General features: G+C 61.2%; 13 protein-coding genes and 1 pseudogene. 9 read left to right on the top strand and 5 right to left on the bottom strand.

All coding sequences use genetic code 11. From position 1 onward, the window contains the following. Positions 1-5: 5 nt before the first annotated feature. The 4 genes from gudD to F506_RS11275 all read right to left on the bottom strand — a co-directional run bounded on the left by gudD (position 6) and on the right by F506_RS11275 (position 3,881). Positions 6-1,367 carry a glucarate dehydratase gene (gudD, locus tag F506_RS11290; RefSeq protein ID WP_053197516.1) on the bottom strand — a complete coding sequence of 454 codons (1,362 nt, stop codon included), beginning with the start codon at positions 1,365-1,367 and terminating at the stop codon, positions 6-8. Between the two features lie 171 nt (positions 1,368-1,538). After that, positions 1,539-2,243 carry a substrate-binding domain-containing protein gene (locus F506_RS23650; RefSeq protein ID WP_083457778.1) on the bottom strand — a complete coding sequence of 235 codons (705 nt, stop codon included), beginning with the start codon at positions 2,241-2,243 and terminating at the stop codon, positions 1,539-1,541. A gap of 19 nt (positions 2,244-2,262) precedes the next feature. Continuing rightward, positions 2,263-3,588: a type II toxin-antitoxin system HipA family toxin gene (locus tag F506_RS11280; protein ID WP_053197514.1), complete on the bottom strand. Its 1,326-nt coding sequence runs from the start codon at positions 3,586-3,588 to the stop codon at positions 2,263-2,265. Then, positions 3,585-3,881 carry a helix-turn-helix transcriptional regulator gene (locus tag F506_RS11275; protein ID WP_053197512.1) on the bottom strand — a complete coding sequence of 99 codons (297 nt, stop codon included), beginning with the start codon at positions 3,879-3,881 and terminating at the stop codon, positions 3,585-3,587. Before F506_RS11275 ends, F506_RS11280 begins: the two co-directional genes overlap by 4 nt. Before the next feature lie 154 nt (positions 3,882-4,035). Here F506_RS11275 and F506_RS11270 point away from each other — a divergent pair. From F506_RS11270 to F506_RS11240, 7 genes and pseudogenes are all read left to right on the top strand, one after another. After that, positions 4,036-4,224, top strand: a pseudogene (locus F506_RS11270) (hypothetical protein); the annotation flags it as partial. Between the two features lie 265 nt (positions 4,225-4,489). Then, positions 4,490-5,365 carry a fumarylacetoacetate hydrolase family protein gene (locus F506_RS11265; RefSeq protein ID WP_053197510.1) on the top strand — a complete coding sequence of 292 codons (876 nt, stop codon included), beginning with the start codon at positions 4,490-4,492 and terminating at the stop codon, positions 5,363-5,365. A 73-nt stretch (positions 5,366-5,438) separates the two neighbouring features. Continuing rightward, positions 5,439-6,491, top strand: coding sequence for a gentisate 1,2-dioxygenase (gene gtdA / locus F506_RS11260; protein WP_053197508.1), 1,053 nt, complete (start codon positions 5,439-5,441; stop codon positions 6,489-6,491). Positions 6,492-6,572: 81 nt separating this feature from the next. Further along, the gene (locus F506_RS11255; protein WP_053197506.1) at positions 6,573-7,778 is read left to right on the top strand and encodes an FAD-dependent oxidoreductase; all 1,206 of its coding nucleotides are present in this window, start codon (positions 6,573-6,575) and stop codon (positions 7,776-7,778) included. A 129-nt stretch (positions 7,779-7,907) separates the two neighbouring features. Beyond that, the gene (locus F506_RS11250) at positions 7,908-9,008 is read left to right on the top strand and encodes a porin (RefSeq protein WP_053197504.1); all 1,101 of its coding nucleotides are present in this window, start codon (positions 7,908-7,910) and stop codon (positions 9,006-9,008) included. A gap of 103 nt (positions 9,009-9,111) precedes the next feature. Then, the gene (locus F506_RS11245) at positions 9,112-10,473 is read left to right on the top strand and encodes an MFS transporter (protein WP_083457772.1); all 1,362 of its coding nucleotides are present in this window, start codon (positions 9,112-9,114) and stop codon (positions 10,471-10,473) included. 94 nt (positions 10,474-10,567) lie between these two features. Beyond that, a complete protein-coding gene (locus F506_RS11240; RefSeq protein ID WP_144424039.1) occupies positions 10,568-12,271 on the top strand; it encodes a methyl-accepting chemotaxis protein in 1,704 nt (567 codons plus the stop codon). 51 nt (positions 12,272-12,322) lie between these two features. On the opposite strand, the gene F506_RS11235 is transcribed toward F506_RS11240, so the two are convergent. Further along, positions 12,323-13,033, bottom strand: a complete 711-nt coding sequence (locus F506_RS11235) for a TetR/AcrR family transcriptional regulator (protein ID WP_053197501.1) — start codon at positions 13,031-13,033, stop codon at positions 12,323-12,325. A gap of 425 nt (positions 13,034-13,458) precedes the next feature. On the opposite strand from F506_RS11235, the gene F506_RS11230 reads away from it, so the two are divergent. After that, positions 13,459-14,613: a branched-chain amino acid ABC transporter substrate-binding protein gene (locus F506_RS11230; protein WP_053197499.1), complete on the top strand. Its 1,155-nt coding sequence runs from the start codon at positions 13,459-13,461 to the stop codon at positions 14,611-14,613. A 105-nt stretch (positions 14,614-14,718) separates the two neighbouring features. After that, the gene (locus F506_RS11225; RefSeq protein ID WP_053197497.1) at positions 14,719-15,963 is read left to right on the top strand and encodes an ABC transporter substrate-binding protein; all 1,245 of its coding nucleotides are present in this window, start codon (positions 14,719-14,721) and stop codon (positions 15,961-15,963) included. Positions 15,964-15,984 lie beyond the last annotated feature (21 nt).

The following is a 15,984-nucleotide window of genomic DNA, read 5'->3' as shown; positions in this document are numbered from 1 at the left end:
TTGGCTTACCTGACCAGGCAGGGTTTCTTGTTGTCGAACTTCCAGCCGGGGATCAGGTATTGCATGGCGATGGCGTCGTCGCGCGCACCGAGGCCCTTGGCTTTGTAAAGCGCGTTGGCGGCCATCACCTGCTCCATGTCGATCTCGACGCCGAGGCCCGGCGCGGTCGGGACGTCGACCATGCCGCCGACGATACGGAACGGTTCGCGCGTGAGGCGCTGGCCGTCCTGCCAGATCCAGTGCGTGTCGATGGCGGTGATCTTGCCGGGCGCGGCGGCCGCCACTTGCGTGAACATGGCCAGCGAGATGTCGAAGTGGTTGTTGGAATGCGAACCCCAGGTCAGGCCCCACGCGTCGCACAGCTGCGCCACGCGGATCGAGCCCTGCATGGTCCAGAAATGCGGATCGGCCAGCGGGATGTCGACCGATTGCAGCTGGATGGCGTGGCCCATTTCGCGCCAGTCGGTGGCGATCATGTTGGTGGCGGTCTGCAAGCCGGTGGCGCGGCGGAATTCGGCCATCACTTCGCGTCCCGAGTAGCCGTTTTCAGCGCCGCAGGGATCTTCGGCATAGGCCAGCACATCGTGCTGGTCGCGGCATAGGCGGATCGCGTCCTTGAGCAGCCAGCCGCCGTTGGGATCGAGCGTGATGCGCGCCTGCGGAAAGCGTTCGTGCAGCGCCGTGACGGCTTCGATTTCGTCCTCGCCGCGCAGCACGCCGCCCTTGAGCTTGAAGTCGTTGAAACCGTAACGCTGATACGCCGCCTCGGCCAGTCGCACGATGGCGTCCGCGTCCATGGCTTTTTCGTGGCGCAGGCGCTGCCAGTCGTCGGCATTGTCGGGTTCGCTGTGATAGTCGAGATCGGTGGCGTTGCGGTCGCCGACGTAGAACAGGTAACCGAGCATTTCCACCTTGTCGCGCTGCTGGCCTTCGCCGAGCAAGGCCGCCACCGGCACGCCGAGGAATTTGCCGAGCAGGTCGAGCAGCGCCGCTTCCACCGCCGTGACGGCGTGGATGGTGATGCGCAGGTCGAAGGTCTGCAGGCCGCGGCCGCCGGCGTCGCGGTCGCTGAAGGTCTGGCGCATGCGGTTGAGCACGGCGTGGTAGTTGGCGATCGACTGGCCGACAACCAGCTCGCACGCGTCTTCCAGCGTCTGGCGGATGCGCTCGCCGCCCGGTACTTCGCCGACCCCGGTGTTGCCGGCGCTGTCGGTCAGGATGACGATGTTGCGCGTGAAGTAAGGACCGTGCGCACCGCTCAGGTTGAGCAGCATGCCGTCGCGGCCGGCGACCGGGATGACCTGCATGGCGGTGACGACGGGAGCGGACGAGCCGGAGGAATTCGACAGCGGGGACGTGTTGGACATGATGAGCCTTGTACTGAGATCGGGGAATGCACGAGGTTGAAATTGGTACCGCTACCAATTCCGATTAACGCAAATGGTAGCGGTACCGTTTCAGGCTGTCAATCGGTTTGCCGCGACGTTGTCAAATGGGAAATATTGGAAGAAAGCGGGAAGATCGGGCGGCAGGAGCGCTTACACGCTTTGCCGCTCAATGATGGTGAACCCGATGTCGTGCACGCGTTCCGGCACCTCCCGGCCTTCAGCTCGCTCGATGATGAAGCGCGCGGCGGTCTTGCCGATGCCGGTGCCGTCGATGCGCACCGTCGTCAGTTGCGGATGCAGGTCGCGCGAGAAGCTGAGGTCGCCGAAGCCCATCACCGCCAGTTGCGACGGAATCGCAATGCCGCGCACCTGGGCTTCGATCATGACCCCCATGGCGAGAATGTCGGAGCTGCAAAACACGCCGTCGATGGCGCCGTCCTGCGCCAGCAGGTCGGCCAGGCCGGTTTTCTTTTTCAGGCGCACCAGCAGGCTTTCGTGCAGGAAACGGCCGGTCGGAATCACCGGCACGAAATGCGGCTTGTCGACCACCAGCAGATGCTCGTCCTGATGCAGGATCTGTTCGGTGAAAGGAATCGGCGTTTCGCTGCCTTCCAGGTCGCGGTAGTAAAAGATGCAATCGCCGCGCCGATAAGGCGATGCCGGCGTCAGCGCGACGCCATCCTGATTGACCACTTCGCCGCGCGCCATGCGCTGACGCCAGGCCTCTTCCGTCACGCCGGGAAAGCGCGCCGTCAGGAAGTCCAGCATGTTGCTCCACAAGTCCGCGGCCTCCTGCAGCCACAGGTAACTCGGCGCGACGCCATCCTTGAGCGGCAAAGGCGCTGTCGGTTTCATGTCCGCTCCTTCTCCCTCGTCACGCCTTGCCGCTGATCTTGCGGGCGGCGCGACGCTGCCAGGCAATCACGCTGGGGTTGTTGTCCAGATGCGCCCTGATGCGGCTGCGCTGGGTGTCGCTGAGCGGCAGGCTTTGCAATAACTCCGGCCAACTCTGCATCGCGCGCTCGACGGTATCGACCAGCACCATTTGCAGCTTGGGTTCGGGAATGCGCCAGATATTGGCGAGTTCGCGCAGCACCGCCGGCGTCAGCAGTTGCCGCGCCTTTTCTCCGGGCGCAAACGCCAATGCGTGGCCATGGCCGGCGAGGTAAGCCGAATACGCGACAATGTCATAGGCCGGCGACAGCTCGGCCGCTTGCGGCGTGCGATACAGCATGCTGAAGTTCTTGAGGTGGGCGTCGAAATTGCCGAGCAGCTCGTTCACCTTGATCCGGCGCAGCAGCTCGAACAGATCTTCCTCGCCCTTGACGCTGCGCTCCAGCAGCACCACGCCGAGCGCTGCGTAGGTGCCTGCGTATTTGGCGGCGGCCGGAGTGCCGGTGATCTGGGCGAAGTCTTCCATGTGCAGCCGTCCGGTCGCCGTGCCGGCATCGCGGTCGAAGCGATGGATCAGCAGGAAATTCTCGGCGTCGCTGCGCAAACCGAACGGCAACCGGTCGGCAATCGCCGTCAGCGGCACCAGTTCGTGCTCGCACACCTGCACACCGGCAGCGCGCGCCAGCGCCAGCGACGAGAATTCCACTTCCGGCATCTGAGGATAATCCGACGCCGGCAGCTTGCCGATGAAATGCGCGCCGCGCGCATCCTTGGAACGCATCACGTAACGCCCGCCCGCTGCGCGCACCAGGCCGATCTTGGGCTGCACGCCGGAGATCGATTCGCCGTCAGGCGTGGGCAACTGGCCGGCGCTCATTTCGTAGCTGTCGCGGCCCTGGCCGATCAGGCGACCGAGATGCCTGTCATCGAGTGTTTCCGACAAGGCCGATACGTCGCCGGGCAAATCCTTGCCGCAATAGGCCAGCAGGCCGAACTCGTCGTCGGGAGCAAGACCGGCGCGCTCGATCAGATGCTTGCGCAACTGGCCTTCCGGCAGCAGGTTCTGGAAAAATGCCGGCAAACCACCCTTGCCGTCGCCGCGATTGGCTTCCAGCGCGGGATTGAGCAATTGGGCGACGGTGCGCTCCTCGGTCGAGCCGCGATACAGCTGTGACAGCACCGGCCGGTCCGGGTCAACGGCGTAGGCGTCGTCGAAACGGAAATACACGCGCCCGTCGTCGAGCGCAAACAGCGAACCGACCTCGGTGACGCCGAGCCGGATGCGCAGGGATCGCAACATGCTCATGCGCCGTTCCTCATCAAGGTATGCAGACGCTCGGACAATTCGGTGCGCGCGCCCTCGCCGCCCTGTTCGGCGGCGCGCTGCGCCGAGACTTCCTGCGGCACCAGCAACAGCTCCAGCCCCAGCTCGGCACAGATCGACAGCAATTTGCTGAGTTCGATATTGCCCTTGCCGGTTTCCAGCGCCTGCAGGGTGTTGCGATGAATGCCGCTGCGCTCGGCCAGACTGGTCGAACTCAGTTGCCGGGCTTTACGGGCGCTGCGGATCTGACTGCCGAGAGCGAGAAGTGATTGCATAATAAAGTGTGTTGATGGGCTTAATGTCCATTTTATTATGCATTTGTGGAAAAGCAAGAAATTGCATAACAAATTAGTCAAAAATACAAAATGACTAATTTATTATGCAAATCGTTTGCAGTGTACGGAATCTGCTCCGCAAACAAAAAATCGCCCGGGAGGGCGTTTCGATAAGCACAAGGCCGGCATCCAGTCCAACCGCTACGTGCGCGACTTCGGTCTGCGCCTGTTGCCCACACTCTACGAGATGTATAACCCGATGCCTTACGACGGCGCGCGCGACATGGAGGTCGAGCTGGCTATCGGCTTGCGTGAAGCGGGCTATGGCGTCTGGCAAGCCTGATCCGCGCCCTTCGGCCGTTTTCCCTCGCAATATTCGCCTTCCCTGAACCGCATCGCGCTCCGCTCGCGCAGCCAATCCACACGCATTTTCTATTTTTGTATCTTGCTCAAAATTATATTGACTTATAAAAATTGAAGAATAATAATGATCGAAATCAAAAATGAGCGCGTTATATTTTTAATTGAAAAATAACTTGCGCATGCCGTCGGCCTCGACGGATGCATAAAAACTTGCGGCGAGAGTGCCTGCTACTTTGGAGATAAAAATGAGAATCTGCCGGTTCAACGACAACCGTATCGGCCTGGTCGAAGGCGATCAGGTATTCGATGTCACCGCGATCGCTGCGGAACTGCCCGCGCTGGCCTGGCCGCTGACGCCCGGAGATCAGCTGATCGCGCTGCTGCCGCAACTGAAGGACAAAATGCTGGCGCTCAAGACGCAGGCCGCGCGTCTGCCTCTGAGCGGCGTCAAGCTGCTGAGCCCGGTAGCGAATCCTTCCAAGATCATCGCTGCGCCGCTGAACTATCATGCGCACGTCGCCGAATCGGCCGCCGACAAACAAATCCACAACGGCGTGCATTTGCCGGGCTACGACGGCTTCGACTCGCCGGTGGCCAAGTTCGGCGTCTTCCTGAAATCCCCATCCTCCATCGTCGGCGCCGGCGAGGGTGTGCGCATTGCCTATCCGGGTCGCCGCAACGACCACGAAGTCGAACTGGCCGTCATCATCGGCAAGCAATGCAAGGACGTTTCGGCGAAGAACGCCTTCGACGTCGTCGCCGGCTACGCCATCGGCCTCGACATGACCGTGCGCGGTCCCGAAGACCGCAGCTATCGCAAATCGGCCGACACCTACAGCGTGCTCGGTCCGTATCTGGTCACGCGCGATGAAATCGACAATCCGGACGACCTCGACTTCTCCATTACCGTCAACGGCGAGCCGCGCCAATCCGCGAATACGCGCGACCTGATCACCGGCGTCGCCGACCTGATCGAGGTGGCCTCGCACGCCTACACGCTATACCCGGGGGACATCATCATGACCGGCACGCCGGAAGGCGTCGGCACCATCGTGCCAGGCGACGTCATGCATGCGCGCATTGCCGCCATCGGCGAGATGGATGTGGCGATCCGCGCCTGATCCTGACGAAACTGAAAAAGCCGCCGGACGATCTCTTCATCCGCATCACCGCCGGCCCATATCGGAGACAACCATGTCCACCAGCAATGCTGCAGCGATAGTCGATACAAAAGCGACACGCCGCGATTTCTACAGCAGGATCGATCCGGCCAACCTTGCGCCGTTGTGGGAACAGTTGCACAACCTCGTGACCAGGACGCCGGCATCGGCGTGCCGGGCGGTGCATTGGCCGTATCGCCAGGTGCGCGAATACCTGCGCGAAGCGGGAGAGCTGATCACTGCGGAAGAAGCCATCCGGCGCGTGCTGATCCTGGAAAATCCCGGCTTGCGCGGGCAGGCGGCCGCCACGACATCGTTGTATGCGGGCCTCCAGCTGATCTTGCCGGGCGAGATCGCTCCGCCGCATCGCCACACACAATCGGCGCTCCGCCTAATTCTCGAAGGCGAGGGCGCCTACACCTCGGTGGAAGGCGAAAAAACGCCGATGAAGCGCGGCGACTTCGTCATCACGCCGTCGTGGACCTGGCACGAACACGGCAACGAAACCGACCAGCCGATGGTCTGGCTCGACGGTCTCGACGTACCGCTGGTTGCCATGCTGGACGCCAGCTTTGCCGAAAACACCGGCGATCAGAAAGCGCCGTCGCCGCAGAAAAGCGCAGGCGACAGCAAGGCCCGTTACGGCAGCAATCTGCTGCCGGTGGACTATGTCGCGCCGACGCCGGCCTCGCCCTTGTTCAGCTATCCCTACGCCGACACGCTGGCGGCGCTGCGCACGCTGGCCGCCGGTGACGCACCCGACGCCTGTCATGGCCACAAGCTGCGCTACGCCAATCCGGTTACCGGCGGTCATCCGATGCCCACCATCGGCGCGTATATCCAGCTGCTTCCCGACGTTTTTTCGACAGCGCCGTATCGCTGCTCGGCAGGTACCGTGTTCGCCGTGATCGATGGCGCCGTCACGGTGACACTGGACGACCGTACGTTCACTGCACAGCCGAACGACGTCTTCGTGATTCCAAGCTGGGCGAAGCATCACTTCGAAGCGCACGGCGAAACAACGCTATTCAGTTTTTCTGATCGTCCCGTGCAGGAAGTGCTCGGCCTGTGGCGCGAGCAGCGCTGAAGACAAGCCCGGCAACGACAACGACAACAACTTCATCAACGCCGGCGTCGCCATGCGCGCCGGCAGACCCGGAACAGAAACATGCAAAGAAATCCCGTAGTAGTCGCAGGCGGCGGTCCGGTCGGACTGGTCACCACGCTTGCCCTGGCGCGCCAGGGCGTCGACGTCATCCTGCTGGAAGGCGAAGAATCCATTCCCCGCGATCTGCGCGCCGGCACCTTCCATCCGCCGACCGTCGAAATGCTCGATGCGCTCGGCCTCGGCGAAGCGCTGCTGAAAGAAGGCATCAAGGTTCCCGAGTGGCAGATCCGCGATCGACGCCACGGCGTGGTCGCGCAGTTCGATCTCGGCATCATCTCCGATCAGACGCGCTATCCGTTTCGCCTGCATTGCGAACAGCACAAGCTGTCGCACATCGCCCACGAAGCCTTGCAGCAATACCCGAATGCGCGCGTGCTGTTCTCGCATCGCTGCACCGGTTTTACGCAAGATGCCGACGGCGTCACGGTCAACGTGGAGACGCCTGCCGGCGCCGAAGAAATTCGCGCTTCCTATCTGATCGGCGCCGACGGCGTGCGCAGCACAGTGCGCAAAGGGATGGATATCGAGTTCGAAGGCTTTACCTGGCCGGAACGCTTCCTGGTGTTTGCCACGCCGTACGACTTGCGCGAACAAGGCTTCACCGGCAATGCGTATATTGCCGATCCCGACGAATGGTGCGCCATCTTCATCCAGCCGCATCAGGGACCGCCGGGCATCTGGCGCATTGCTTTCCCGACGCTGCCGGAGATGGACGAGGAACAAATCCTGTCGGACGAATTCGTGCAAAGCCGTATCCAGGGTTTCCTGTCGCCGGATCAGACTTATGACATCGCCTACCGCAGCGTGTACCGGGTGCATCAACGCGTGGCGTCGACTTTCCGCGTCGGTCGCGTGCTGCTGGCGGGAGATTCCGCGCACGTCAACAACCCGCTTGGCGGCATGGGACTTAACAGCGGCATTCACGATGCCGTCAATCTGACCGAGAAGCTGGTCGCCGTGCTGGCCGATCCGCAGCGCGGGGACGATCTGGATCTGTACGTGCGGCAGCGCCGGCAAACCAACATCGAGTATGTACAGGCCATCACCATCCGCAACAAACGCCTGCTCGAAGAACGCGATCCCGACATACGGCGCAAGCATCTGGACGAGATGCGGGACATTGCCGCCGACAAGGACCAGGCGCGCGGCTACCTGCTCAACTCGTCGATGATCGCCAGCGTCCGGCGGGCGCAGCAAATCCAATAAGCAGTTCGGCAAGTAAGCAGTTCGGCAAGCCAACACATGGCCGGGCAGGCGATGGAAGCAAGTGGGAAAAGAACGGCCTAAGAATGGATGTCCAAGCATCCGCATAACTATTCATCAGGAGGAGCACGCATGAAAACAACAGGGATCAGGCTGGCGGCGATAGCGCTGGCAGCGAGCGGCGCGGCAAGCGCCCAGGAAAACGTCACCGTCTACGGCAGCGTTGACGCCGGTGTCAGCTACGTCAGCAACCAGCGCGGCGGCAGCAGTGTGCGGGAGGATGCCGGCAACCGTTCGCCGGATCGCATCGGCTTTCGCGGCGCGGAAGATCTGGGCAGTGGTTACAAGGCGCTGTTCGTGGTGGAAAGCGGATTCAATCTCGACGACGGCTCGATGAAGCGTGCCGGCGTCTTGTTCAATCGCTACTCGGTCGTGGGTTTGTCGACGCCCGCCGGCACCGTGACCATGGGCCACATGCCGGATTTCATGTATGAATACCTGCGCTTCCAGAGCAACGGCAACTTGGGGTCGGCCTATTTTTTCCATCCGGGCAATCTGGACAACATGGCCAATCAGTTCCAGCTCGACAATGCCGTCAAATACGAATCGCCGAATTTCGGCGGCTTTACGTTTGGTGCAATGAACGGCTTCGGCGAGCAGGCCGGCTCGTTCAACAAAGCGCGCACTTACAGCTTCGGCGCCAAGTACATCGGCAGCGCGCTCAATGCAGGCCTGGCTTATACCGTCTCGCATGACCGCGCCATCAACATTGGCGGCACCCTCGGCGTCGGCCGCCTGCTTGGCCAGACACTGAGCGCCAACCCGGTCGCCCCGGATGCGGTGTATGCCAACTTCAATGCCGATCTGACGACCAGCATGGGTATCAACGCTTCGTACAAGATCGGCGATTTCATGCCGCATGCCATGTACTCCCGCGTCAAGCTGGAGAACAAGGTTGGTTCGGCGGCGCAAGCCAACTATGAAATCGGCACCGACTACAACCTGTCGGTCGCGGACACCGTCGGCGTTTCGGTATCACGCAGCACCTTCCAGAACATCCGGTGGAATCAGTTCAATTTGATTAACATGTACCGTCTTTCGAAGCGGACCACGCTGTATGTCGCCGGCGCGTACCAGAAAGCCTCCGGCGGCTACGCAGTCATCAACGGCTTCCTCCCTTCGAACAGTCAGTCGCAGGCGGTCTACCGCGTGGGCATCCATCACCTCTTCTGAGTTGGGGGAGCCGAGGCGCGATGCAAGCGTTCTTGCCTCGCGCCGACTACCCGGCGTTTGTTACCTGCGCAATGGCGCCAACAGAGCCCGAAGAGGATAGAGGATGAACACAGGACTTAAAAAAATCGATGTTGTCGGTTTGCTCGACAATTCGAAAATCACCAAATTTCACGTACAGCTGATTTTCTGGTCATTTTTGATCATGGTGGTCGATGGCTTCGATCTGCAAGCCATCGGCTATGTTGCGCCGTCGCTGATCAAGGCCTGGCAAGTCAGCCGCGCATCGTTCGGTACCGCATTCAGTGCCGGCCTGGTTGGCATGATGATCGGTGCCACCCAGGGCGGCACGCTGGGCGACCGCTGGGGTCGCAAGCGCACTGTACTGGCCGGTGCGGTCTGCTTCGGTCTGTTTACCTTGGTGACGGCATTTGCCACCGGTCTGAACGGGTTGATTGCGCTGCGCTTCCTGGCAGGTATCGGTCTGGGATGCGCGGTACCGAACGCGATCGCGCTCAACACCGAATACGCACCGAAAAAATATCGCGCTACGCTGGTGACGGTCATGTTCCTCGGCTACACCATCGGCGCTGCGATGGGCGGCGCCGCGGCATTGCTGATCCCGCGCTTCGGCTGGCAATCGGTATTCGTGATCGGCGGCATCGCGCCGTTGGTAGTGGCATTGCTGTGTTATTTCTTCCTGCCCGAGTCGGTGCGCTTCCAGGTGCTGCGCCAAGGCGCCATCGAGCAGGCGCGTGCGCAAATGCGCAAATGGTTTCCGCATGCCGGGATCACCGACGAGAGCGTACTGGAAGTGAAGGAAGAGGTGCGTTCCGGCATGTCGTTGCCGCATCTGTTCAAAGAAAAACGCGCGCCTTTCACCGTCCTGCTGTGGATCTGCTTCATCGCCAATCTGATCACGCTGCATTTCATCGCCAACTGGCTGCCGACCGTCATCGAAAGCACCGGTGTGCCGCTGCAGCGCGCCGTGATCGTCACATCGCTGTTCCAGGTCGGCGGCACCTTCGGCGGCATCATCATCAGCCGCCTGCTGGATCGCGGCAGCCTCAAGCCGCTGGTGGCTTTCTTCGGATTGGCGGCAGTGACGATTGCCTCCATCGGCAAGTTCAGCAACAGCGAAGTCATGCTGGAAGTGATCGTGTTCGCGGCAGGATTGTTTGTGGTCGGCACGCAGTTTGGCCTCAACGCCCTGGCCGGCAGTTCGTATCCGACGTTCATCCGCGCCACCGGCGTCGGCTGGGCATTGGGCATCGGCCGCATCGGTTCGATTCTGGGCCCGGTGATCGGCGGAATCCTGATCGCGCTGAAGTTGCCCCTGCCGCAGATCTTTCTGTATGGCGCCATTCCCATGCTGGTGGGTTGCATGTCAGCCTTCCTCTTGCTGCGATTGCGCAGCGAGGCGATACGGCGAGGGGAAAATCTCACCGTGGTGGCCGGTTCTCACTAAGAAAGTTTTCACCACGACGCACGATCATCTGATCGTGCGTCTTGCATTTGAAGTTGTGATTTGGCAAAACAACAAGAGAGGGAAGGAGAGCAAGATGAGGATCGCTGACATCAAGATAGGACGCCGGCTCGGCCTGGGGTTCACTGCATTGCTGTTGCTGATGGCGGCAATGTCTGCTGTCGGCATTCTGCGTCTGCGCGAAGTCGGCAACGCTACCGAAATCATGGTCAATGACGCGCTGGCAAAAGAACGGCTGGCGACGGAATGGATGAAGATCATCGAGGGCAACGGCATCCGTACGCTGGCGCGCATCAAGAGCGCTGACCCGGTCGCGCAGAAATATTTCGCGCAACAGATTGGCGCCCAGACCGGTCGCGCCAACGAGATCTTCAAACAGCTCGAGGCCAGTACGACTGCCGGCGACAAATTCCTTATTGACGTCAAGACGCAGCTGGAACGTTACAAGAACGTGCGCGACGCCGTTCTCAAACTCAAGGAAAGCGGCGACGAAGACGGCGTGCGTAGTGTCACCGAGCAGCAGTTCATTCCAGCCATGCTCTCCTACAACGATTCCGTATCGCGTTTCGTCAACGCGCAGAAGGACTTCATCAACGCTTCGGCGGCCACGATCGCCACCCACTACAATACCGGCCTGCTGGTGATGTCGTCGCTGGCGGTCATCGCACTGGCCGTCGGCGCGTTACTGTCGGTGTTGCTGTCTCGCAGTATCGTCCGGCCGCTGAAGCATGCGGTGGACATCGCCAAGACAGTGGCGTCCGGAGATCTGGGCGCGCGCATCACGGTCTTGGCGAAAGACGAAACCGGGCAGTTGTTGCAGGCGCTCAAGGAAATGAACGGCAACTTGCTCAACACCGTCACCGAAGTGCGCGACGGCGCCATCAGCATCGCCGGTGCATCCGGCCAGATCGCCACCGGCAATCTGGATCTGTCGGCGCGCACCGAACAGCAGGCCGGCGCGTTGCAGCAAACCGCATCGGCAATGGAAGAGTTGACCTCGACCGTGAAGCAGAACGCCGACAATGCACGCCAGGCCAATCAATTGGCGCGGTCTGCTTCCGCCGTGGCGGTCGACGGCGGCGCGGTCGTATCTCAGGTGGTGGCCACCATGGGTTCGATCAATGAGTCGTCGAAGAAGATCGTTGACATCATCAGCGTGATTGACGGCATCGCTTTCCAGACCAATATCCTCGCCTTGAATGCCGCCGTGGAAGCGGCCCGCGCCGGCGAACAGGGCCGCGGCTTTGCCGTCGTGGCGTCCGAGGTGCGCAGCCTGGCGCAGCGCTCGGCCGCAGCGGCAAAAGAGATCAAGCAGCTCATCGATGATTCGGTCGACAAGGTCGGGCAGGGCAGCAGGCTGGTCAACCAGGCCGGCGCCACCATGACCGAGATCGTTGCCAGCGTCAAACGCGTGACGGATATCGTCGGTGAAATCAGCGTCGCCAGCCAGGAGCAGAGCGAAGGCATCGGGCAAGTGAATCTCGCCATCACGCAGATGGATGAAGGCACGCAGCAGAACGCCGCGCTGGTGGAGGAAGCCGCCGCCGCCGCGCAATCGCTGCAGGATCAGGCGGCGCGGCTGGAGCGCGTGGTTGGATTTTTCAAATTGGGAAATCAGGTGGTGGTGAAGCCGGCCGCATCGGCTGTATCAGTTGCCGCCAGGCCGGCGGCAGTCGTACGAAACGCAGTGATAGCGAGGGCAATGGCGACGCCAGCTACCGACGAAATCGATTTGCGCCTGCGCAGCCGCGGCAGCGAAGAGCAGTGGGAACAGTTCTGAGCGGCGGGGAAGAAATCGCAAGCGAAAAAAACGGCAGCGCGATGAAGACGGTCAGATGTCGGCTTCGCCGGCTGCGGGTTTGACGCCGCACAAGGCCAGTGCCATCAGTTTGCGCAGATGGGCTATGCCGGTTTCAACTTGCGGATGTTCGTCGCTGAGCCAGCGCCGCACCTCGGTCAGGTAGATGGTCATGAACAAGGACGCGATTTCTTCCGGGCTGTAGTCGGTGCAGATTTTTTTCTCGGCCTGCTTGTTCTTGATGATGGCCGACAACAGGTCGACGATGCGGCCCCGGCGTGCATAGAAGCGCACAGTTTCCGGCCCCTTGCCCGTTGAACCGGACAGGAAGTCGAAGGTCTCCTGCACCGCAGGACGCGACAGGCGCGGTTCGCTGGCCCAGTACTGATAGCGTTTGCGGAAGAACTCCGTAAGCTGGTCGATCAGCGTGCCGGTCTGCACGGTCTCGACCAGGGTCTGGTTCAACTGGTCGAGATCGTCATTGATGATCATCATCAGCAAGTCGCGCTTGTCCTTGGCGTAGACGAACAAGGTGCCGATGGCGACGTCGGCGCGTTCGGCGATCTCGCGGGTGGTGGCGTCGTCGTAGCCCTTCTCAAGGAATACATCGCGCGCCGCCTGCCGGATGCGTCGCCGCTTTTCCAGCTTGCCGCGTTCGCGCAAGCCGAGTTTGGCAGGCGCGGCTTCGGTTTCAGATGCGGATGAGGATGCGATCGGCGATGTTGACAGTGTGGATTGGCGCATGAGTGACGGCAGGATTGATCAGTAACCAGGCCGCTCGGAGCGCGGCCAGGCAGCCAGATTATAGCCTGCGGATGCACATGAATATAGTTTGATCAAAATTGATCGCGGTTTATTTTTCTGCCGAATATGACGCTCCGCGTGGTTTTGGTGTCACGTGGAAACATTCGGCCGGTCTTGCAGAAATTTTCCAGGGCAATTGCTACAAGAACGGTCTGTTGCCGGTCACGCTCGGCGACGATGGATGCCGCAATTGTTCGACCGGAACTCAGCTTGATGCCTTTTCATCAACATCTCACAATGAGAGGGAAATCACCGGTTTTATGCTTCATTTTTGCCTTATGGCACGCCCGGTCGGAGTGATATAACTATCGGCGTCGCGCACTCATCACAACTACATCAGCGCGATGTCGAAAGGACAGGGACATATGGAGAAGCAAGGCAAACGCAGCATGGTGCTGCTGGCCATGGCGGTACTGCTCGGATGGCAGTTTCCGGCGGCGGCCGCCGACAAGAACGTCTCCATCGGATTCGCCGGACCGCTCAGCGGCCTGAGCAGTGCCAGCGGGACCAGCATGCTCAATGCGGTCAAGATGGCGGTCGATGAAATCAACGGCGCCGAGATGCGCGTGGGCGGCGACCGGATGGTGCTCAAGCTGCAGGTGCAGGACGACAAATCCAATCCGCGCATCGCCGAAATCGCCGCGCGCTATTTCGCCAAGAACGATACGGCCGGGGTAGTCGGCATTTTCAACAGCGCGGTCGCGGTCAGCTCGTCGGCGATCTACCAGAAGGCCGGGATTCCACATTTCGCCATTTCCGGTACGCGGCGCTTCACTCAGCAGGGCCATGACAGCGCCTTCCGCATCGCCGCCTACGACGAGCAGCGCGCGACCGTGCTGGCCTCTTACGTCGTGCAGGAAATGCACAAGACCCGCATCGCCATCGTACATGACGACAGCGTGTTCGGGCGCGACTACAAGGAAAAATTCGAGAGCGCCTTCACCAAGCTCGGCGGCAAGATCGTCAGCGTCAATTCGGTCAGCGCCACGACCTACGACTTCAACGACATCCTCAAGGCGATCCGGGTCGGCAAGGCGGACGCGATATTCTTCGGCGGGCTGGCATCGCAGAGTGCGATGCTGGCGCAAAACATGTACCGCCTGGGTATCGAGGCATCATTGGTGACGGCAGCATCGCTGGTCGGTCCGATGTACCTGCAGACCGCCGGTCCCGGCGCGGAGGGCACGGTGTCGATCATGCCCGGCGCGCATCAACGCAAGTCCAAGCAGCTCGAGGCATTCGAGAAGAACTACCAGCAGCGCTACAACGCCGCGCCCGGCGCCTACTCGGCGGTGGCGTACGACCAGGTGCAGGTGCTGGCCGCGGCGATCGTGCGCGCCGGCTCGGCCAATCCGCGCAAGGTGACGGCAGCCTTGCATGCGATCAAATATAACGGCCTGACCGGCACGATTTCATTCGACGCCCACGGCGATCTGCGCGATGCAAGCTTCTCGACCTACCAGGTCAGGAATTCGGTGTGGACCATGTACAAGCAATACCACGTCGGTATCGGTAACTGAAACTTCAAACGCTGTGCGACCCGGTTTTGCTTTCTGCAACCGGGCGCGTGCAGGTGGAAATTCCCGGCGCTCGTTATACTTGTCGTCTTTACCGGGAAGGACACCATGAATTCGCGACTTCGTTTTAAGTTCCGCCTCACGCATGCATTGCAGTTCGCCGCCGTTACGGCGGTGCTGGCCACCGTAGGTTTTTCCGGCAGCGCTACAGCCCAGGCCGCCCAGGCCACGATCAGGATCGGCGAGATCAACAGCTACAAGGCGCAGCCGGCTTTCCTTGAGCCATACCGCCAGGGCTGGGAAATGGCGCTGGAAGAAATCAACGCCGCAGGCGGCGTGCTCGGCAAAAAACTCGAAGTCATTTCGCGCGACGACAACGGCAATCCCGGCGACTCGGTACGTGTGGCCGAAGAACTGGTCAAGCGTGAACAGGTGTCGCTGCTGTTCGGCGGCTTCCTGTCCAACACCGGCCTGGCGCTGACCGATTACGCCCGGCAGCGCAAGATTTTCTTCCTCGCGGCCGAGCCGCTGACCGACAAGATCGTCTGGCACAACGGCAACAAGTACACCTATCGCCTGCGCCCGTCGACCTACATGCTGGTGGCGTCCCTGGTCAAGGATGCGGCGAAGCTGAAGAAGAAACGCTGGGCGATCGTCTATCCGAATTATGAATACGGCCAGTCCGCCGTCGCCAGTTTCAAGACGCTGATGAAGGCGGCGCAACCGGACATCGAATTTGTCGCCGAGCAGGCGGCGCCGCTGGGCAAGATCGACGCCGGCGCGGTCACGCAGGCCTTGGCCGACGCCAGGCCGGATGCGATCTTCAACGTGTTGTTCGCGACCGACCTTGGCAAGTTCGTCCGTGAGGGCAATACGCGCGGTCTGTTTGAGGGACGAGAAGTGGTGTCGCTGCTGTCGGGCGAGCCGGAGTACCTCGACCCGCTGCGCGCCGAAGCACCCGGCAACTGGCTCGTGACCGGCTATCCCTGGTACGCCATCAATACGCCCGAGCACAAGAAATTCGTGGACGCCTATCGCAAGAAGTTCAACGACTATCCCCGCAACGGCTCGCTGGTCGGCTACAGCGCGCTGATGTCGATTGCAGCTGGGCTGAAGAAGGCCGGCAGCGCCGATTCGGACAAACTGGCGGCGGCGTTTTCCGGGCTGAAGGTGGAGACGCCGGTGGCGACGATCACCTACCGCGCGCAGGATCACCAGTCGACGCTGGGCGCTTTCGTCGGCCGCACCGGCATCAAGGACGGCAAAGGCATCATGAGCAGTTTCGTGTATGTCGACGGCGCCGCCCTGCAGCCTTCGGATGCGGAAGTGAAGAAGCTGCGCGCGGCGGATTGACCGGATTGATCTTCCGGCTTC

Source organism: Herbaspirillum hiltneri N3, from assembly GCF_001267925.1.
In the GTDB taxonomy this organism is placed as follows: Bacteria; Pseudomonadota; Gammaproteobacteria; order Burkholderiales; family Burkholderiaceae_D; genus Herbaspirillum; species Herbaspirillum hiltneri.
The sequence above is the reverse complement of the archived record's forward strand: the minus strand, read 5'-3'. Positions and strand labels throughout refer to the sequence as shown.

Excerpts from the sequence above, each read along its gene's own strand:
- F506_RS11245 (WP_083457772.1), top strand. The coding sequence starts at position 9,112 with ATGAACACAGGACTTAAAAAAATCGATGTTGTCGGTTTGCTCGACAAT.
- F506_RS11265 (WP_053197510.1), top strand. The coding sequence starts at position 4,490 with ATGAGAATCTGCCGGTTCAACGACAACCGTATCGGCCTGGTCGAAGGC.
- F506_RS11255 (WP_053197506.1), top strand. The coding sequence starts at position 6,573 with ATGCAAAGAAATCCCGTAGTAGTCGCAGGCGGCGGTCCGGTCGGACTG.
- F506_RS11280 (WP_053197514.1), bottom strand. The coding sequence starts at position 3,588 with ATGAGCATGTTGCGATCCCTGCGCATCCGGCTCGGCGTCACCGAGGTC.
- F506_RS11235 (WP_053197501.1), bottom strand. The coding sequence starts at position 13,033 with ATGCGCCAATCCACACTGTCAACATCGCCGATCGCATCCTCATCCGCA.
- F506_RS11250 (WP_053197504.1), top strand. The coding sequence starts at position 7,908 with ATGAAAACAACAGGGATCAGGCTGGCGGCGATAGCGCTGGCAGCGAGC.
- F506_RS11240 (WP_144424039.1), top strand. The coding sequence starts at position 10,568 with ATGAGGATCGCTGACATCAAGATAGGACGCCGGCTCGGCCTGGGGTTC.
- F506_RS11275 (WP_053197512.1), bottom strand. The coding sequence starts at position 3,881 with ATGCAATCACTTCTCGCTCTCGGCAGTCAGATCCGCAGCGCCCGTAAA.
- F506_RS23650 (WP_083457778.1), bottom strand. The coding sequence starts at position 2,243 with ATGAAACCGACAGCGCCTTTGCCGCTCAAGGATGGCGTCGCGCCGAGT.
- gtdA (WP_053197508.1), top strand. The coding sequence starts at position 5,439 with ATGTCCACCAGCAATGCTGCAGCGATAGTCGATACAAAAGCGACACGC.
- F506_RS11225 (WP_053197497.1), top strand. The coding sequence starts at position 14,719 with ATGAATTCGCGACTTCGTTTTAAGTTCCGCCTCACGCATGCATTGCAG.
- F506_RS11230 (WP_053197499.1), top strand. The coding sequence starts at position 13,459 with ATGGAGAAGCAAGGCAAACGCAGCATGGTGCTGCTGGCCATGGCGGTA.
- gudD (WP_053197516.1), bottom strand. The coding sequence starts at position 1,367 with ATGTCCAACACGTCCCCGCTGTCGAATTCCTCCGGCTCGTCCGCTCCC.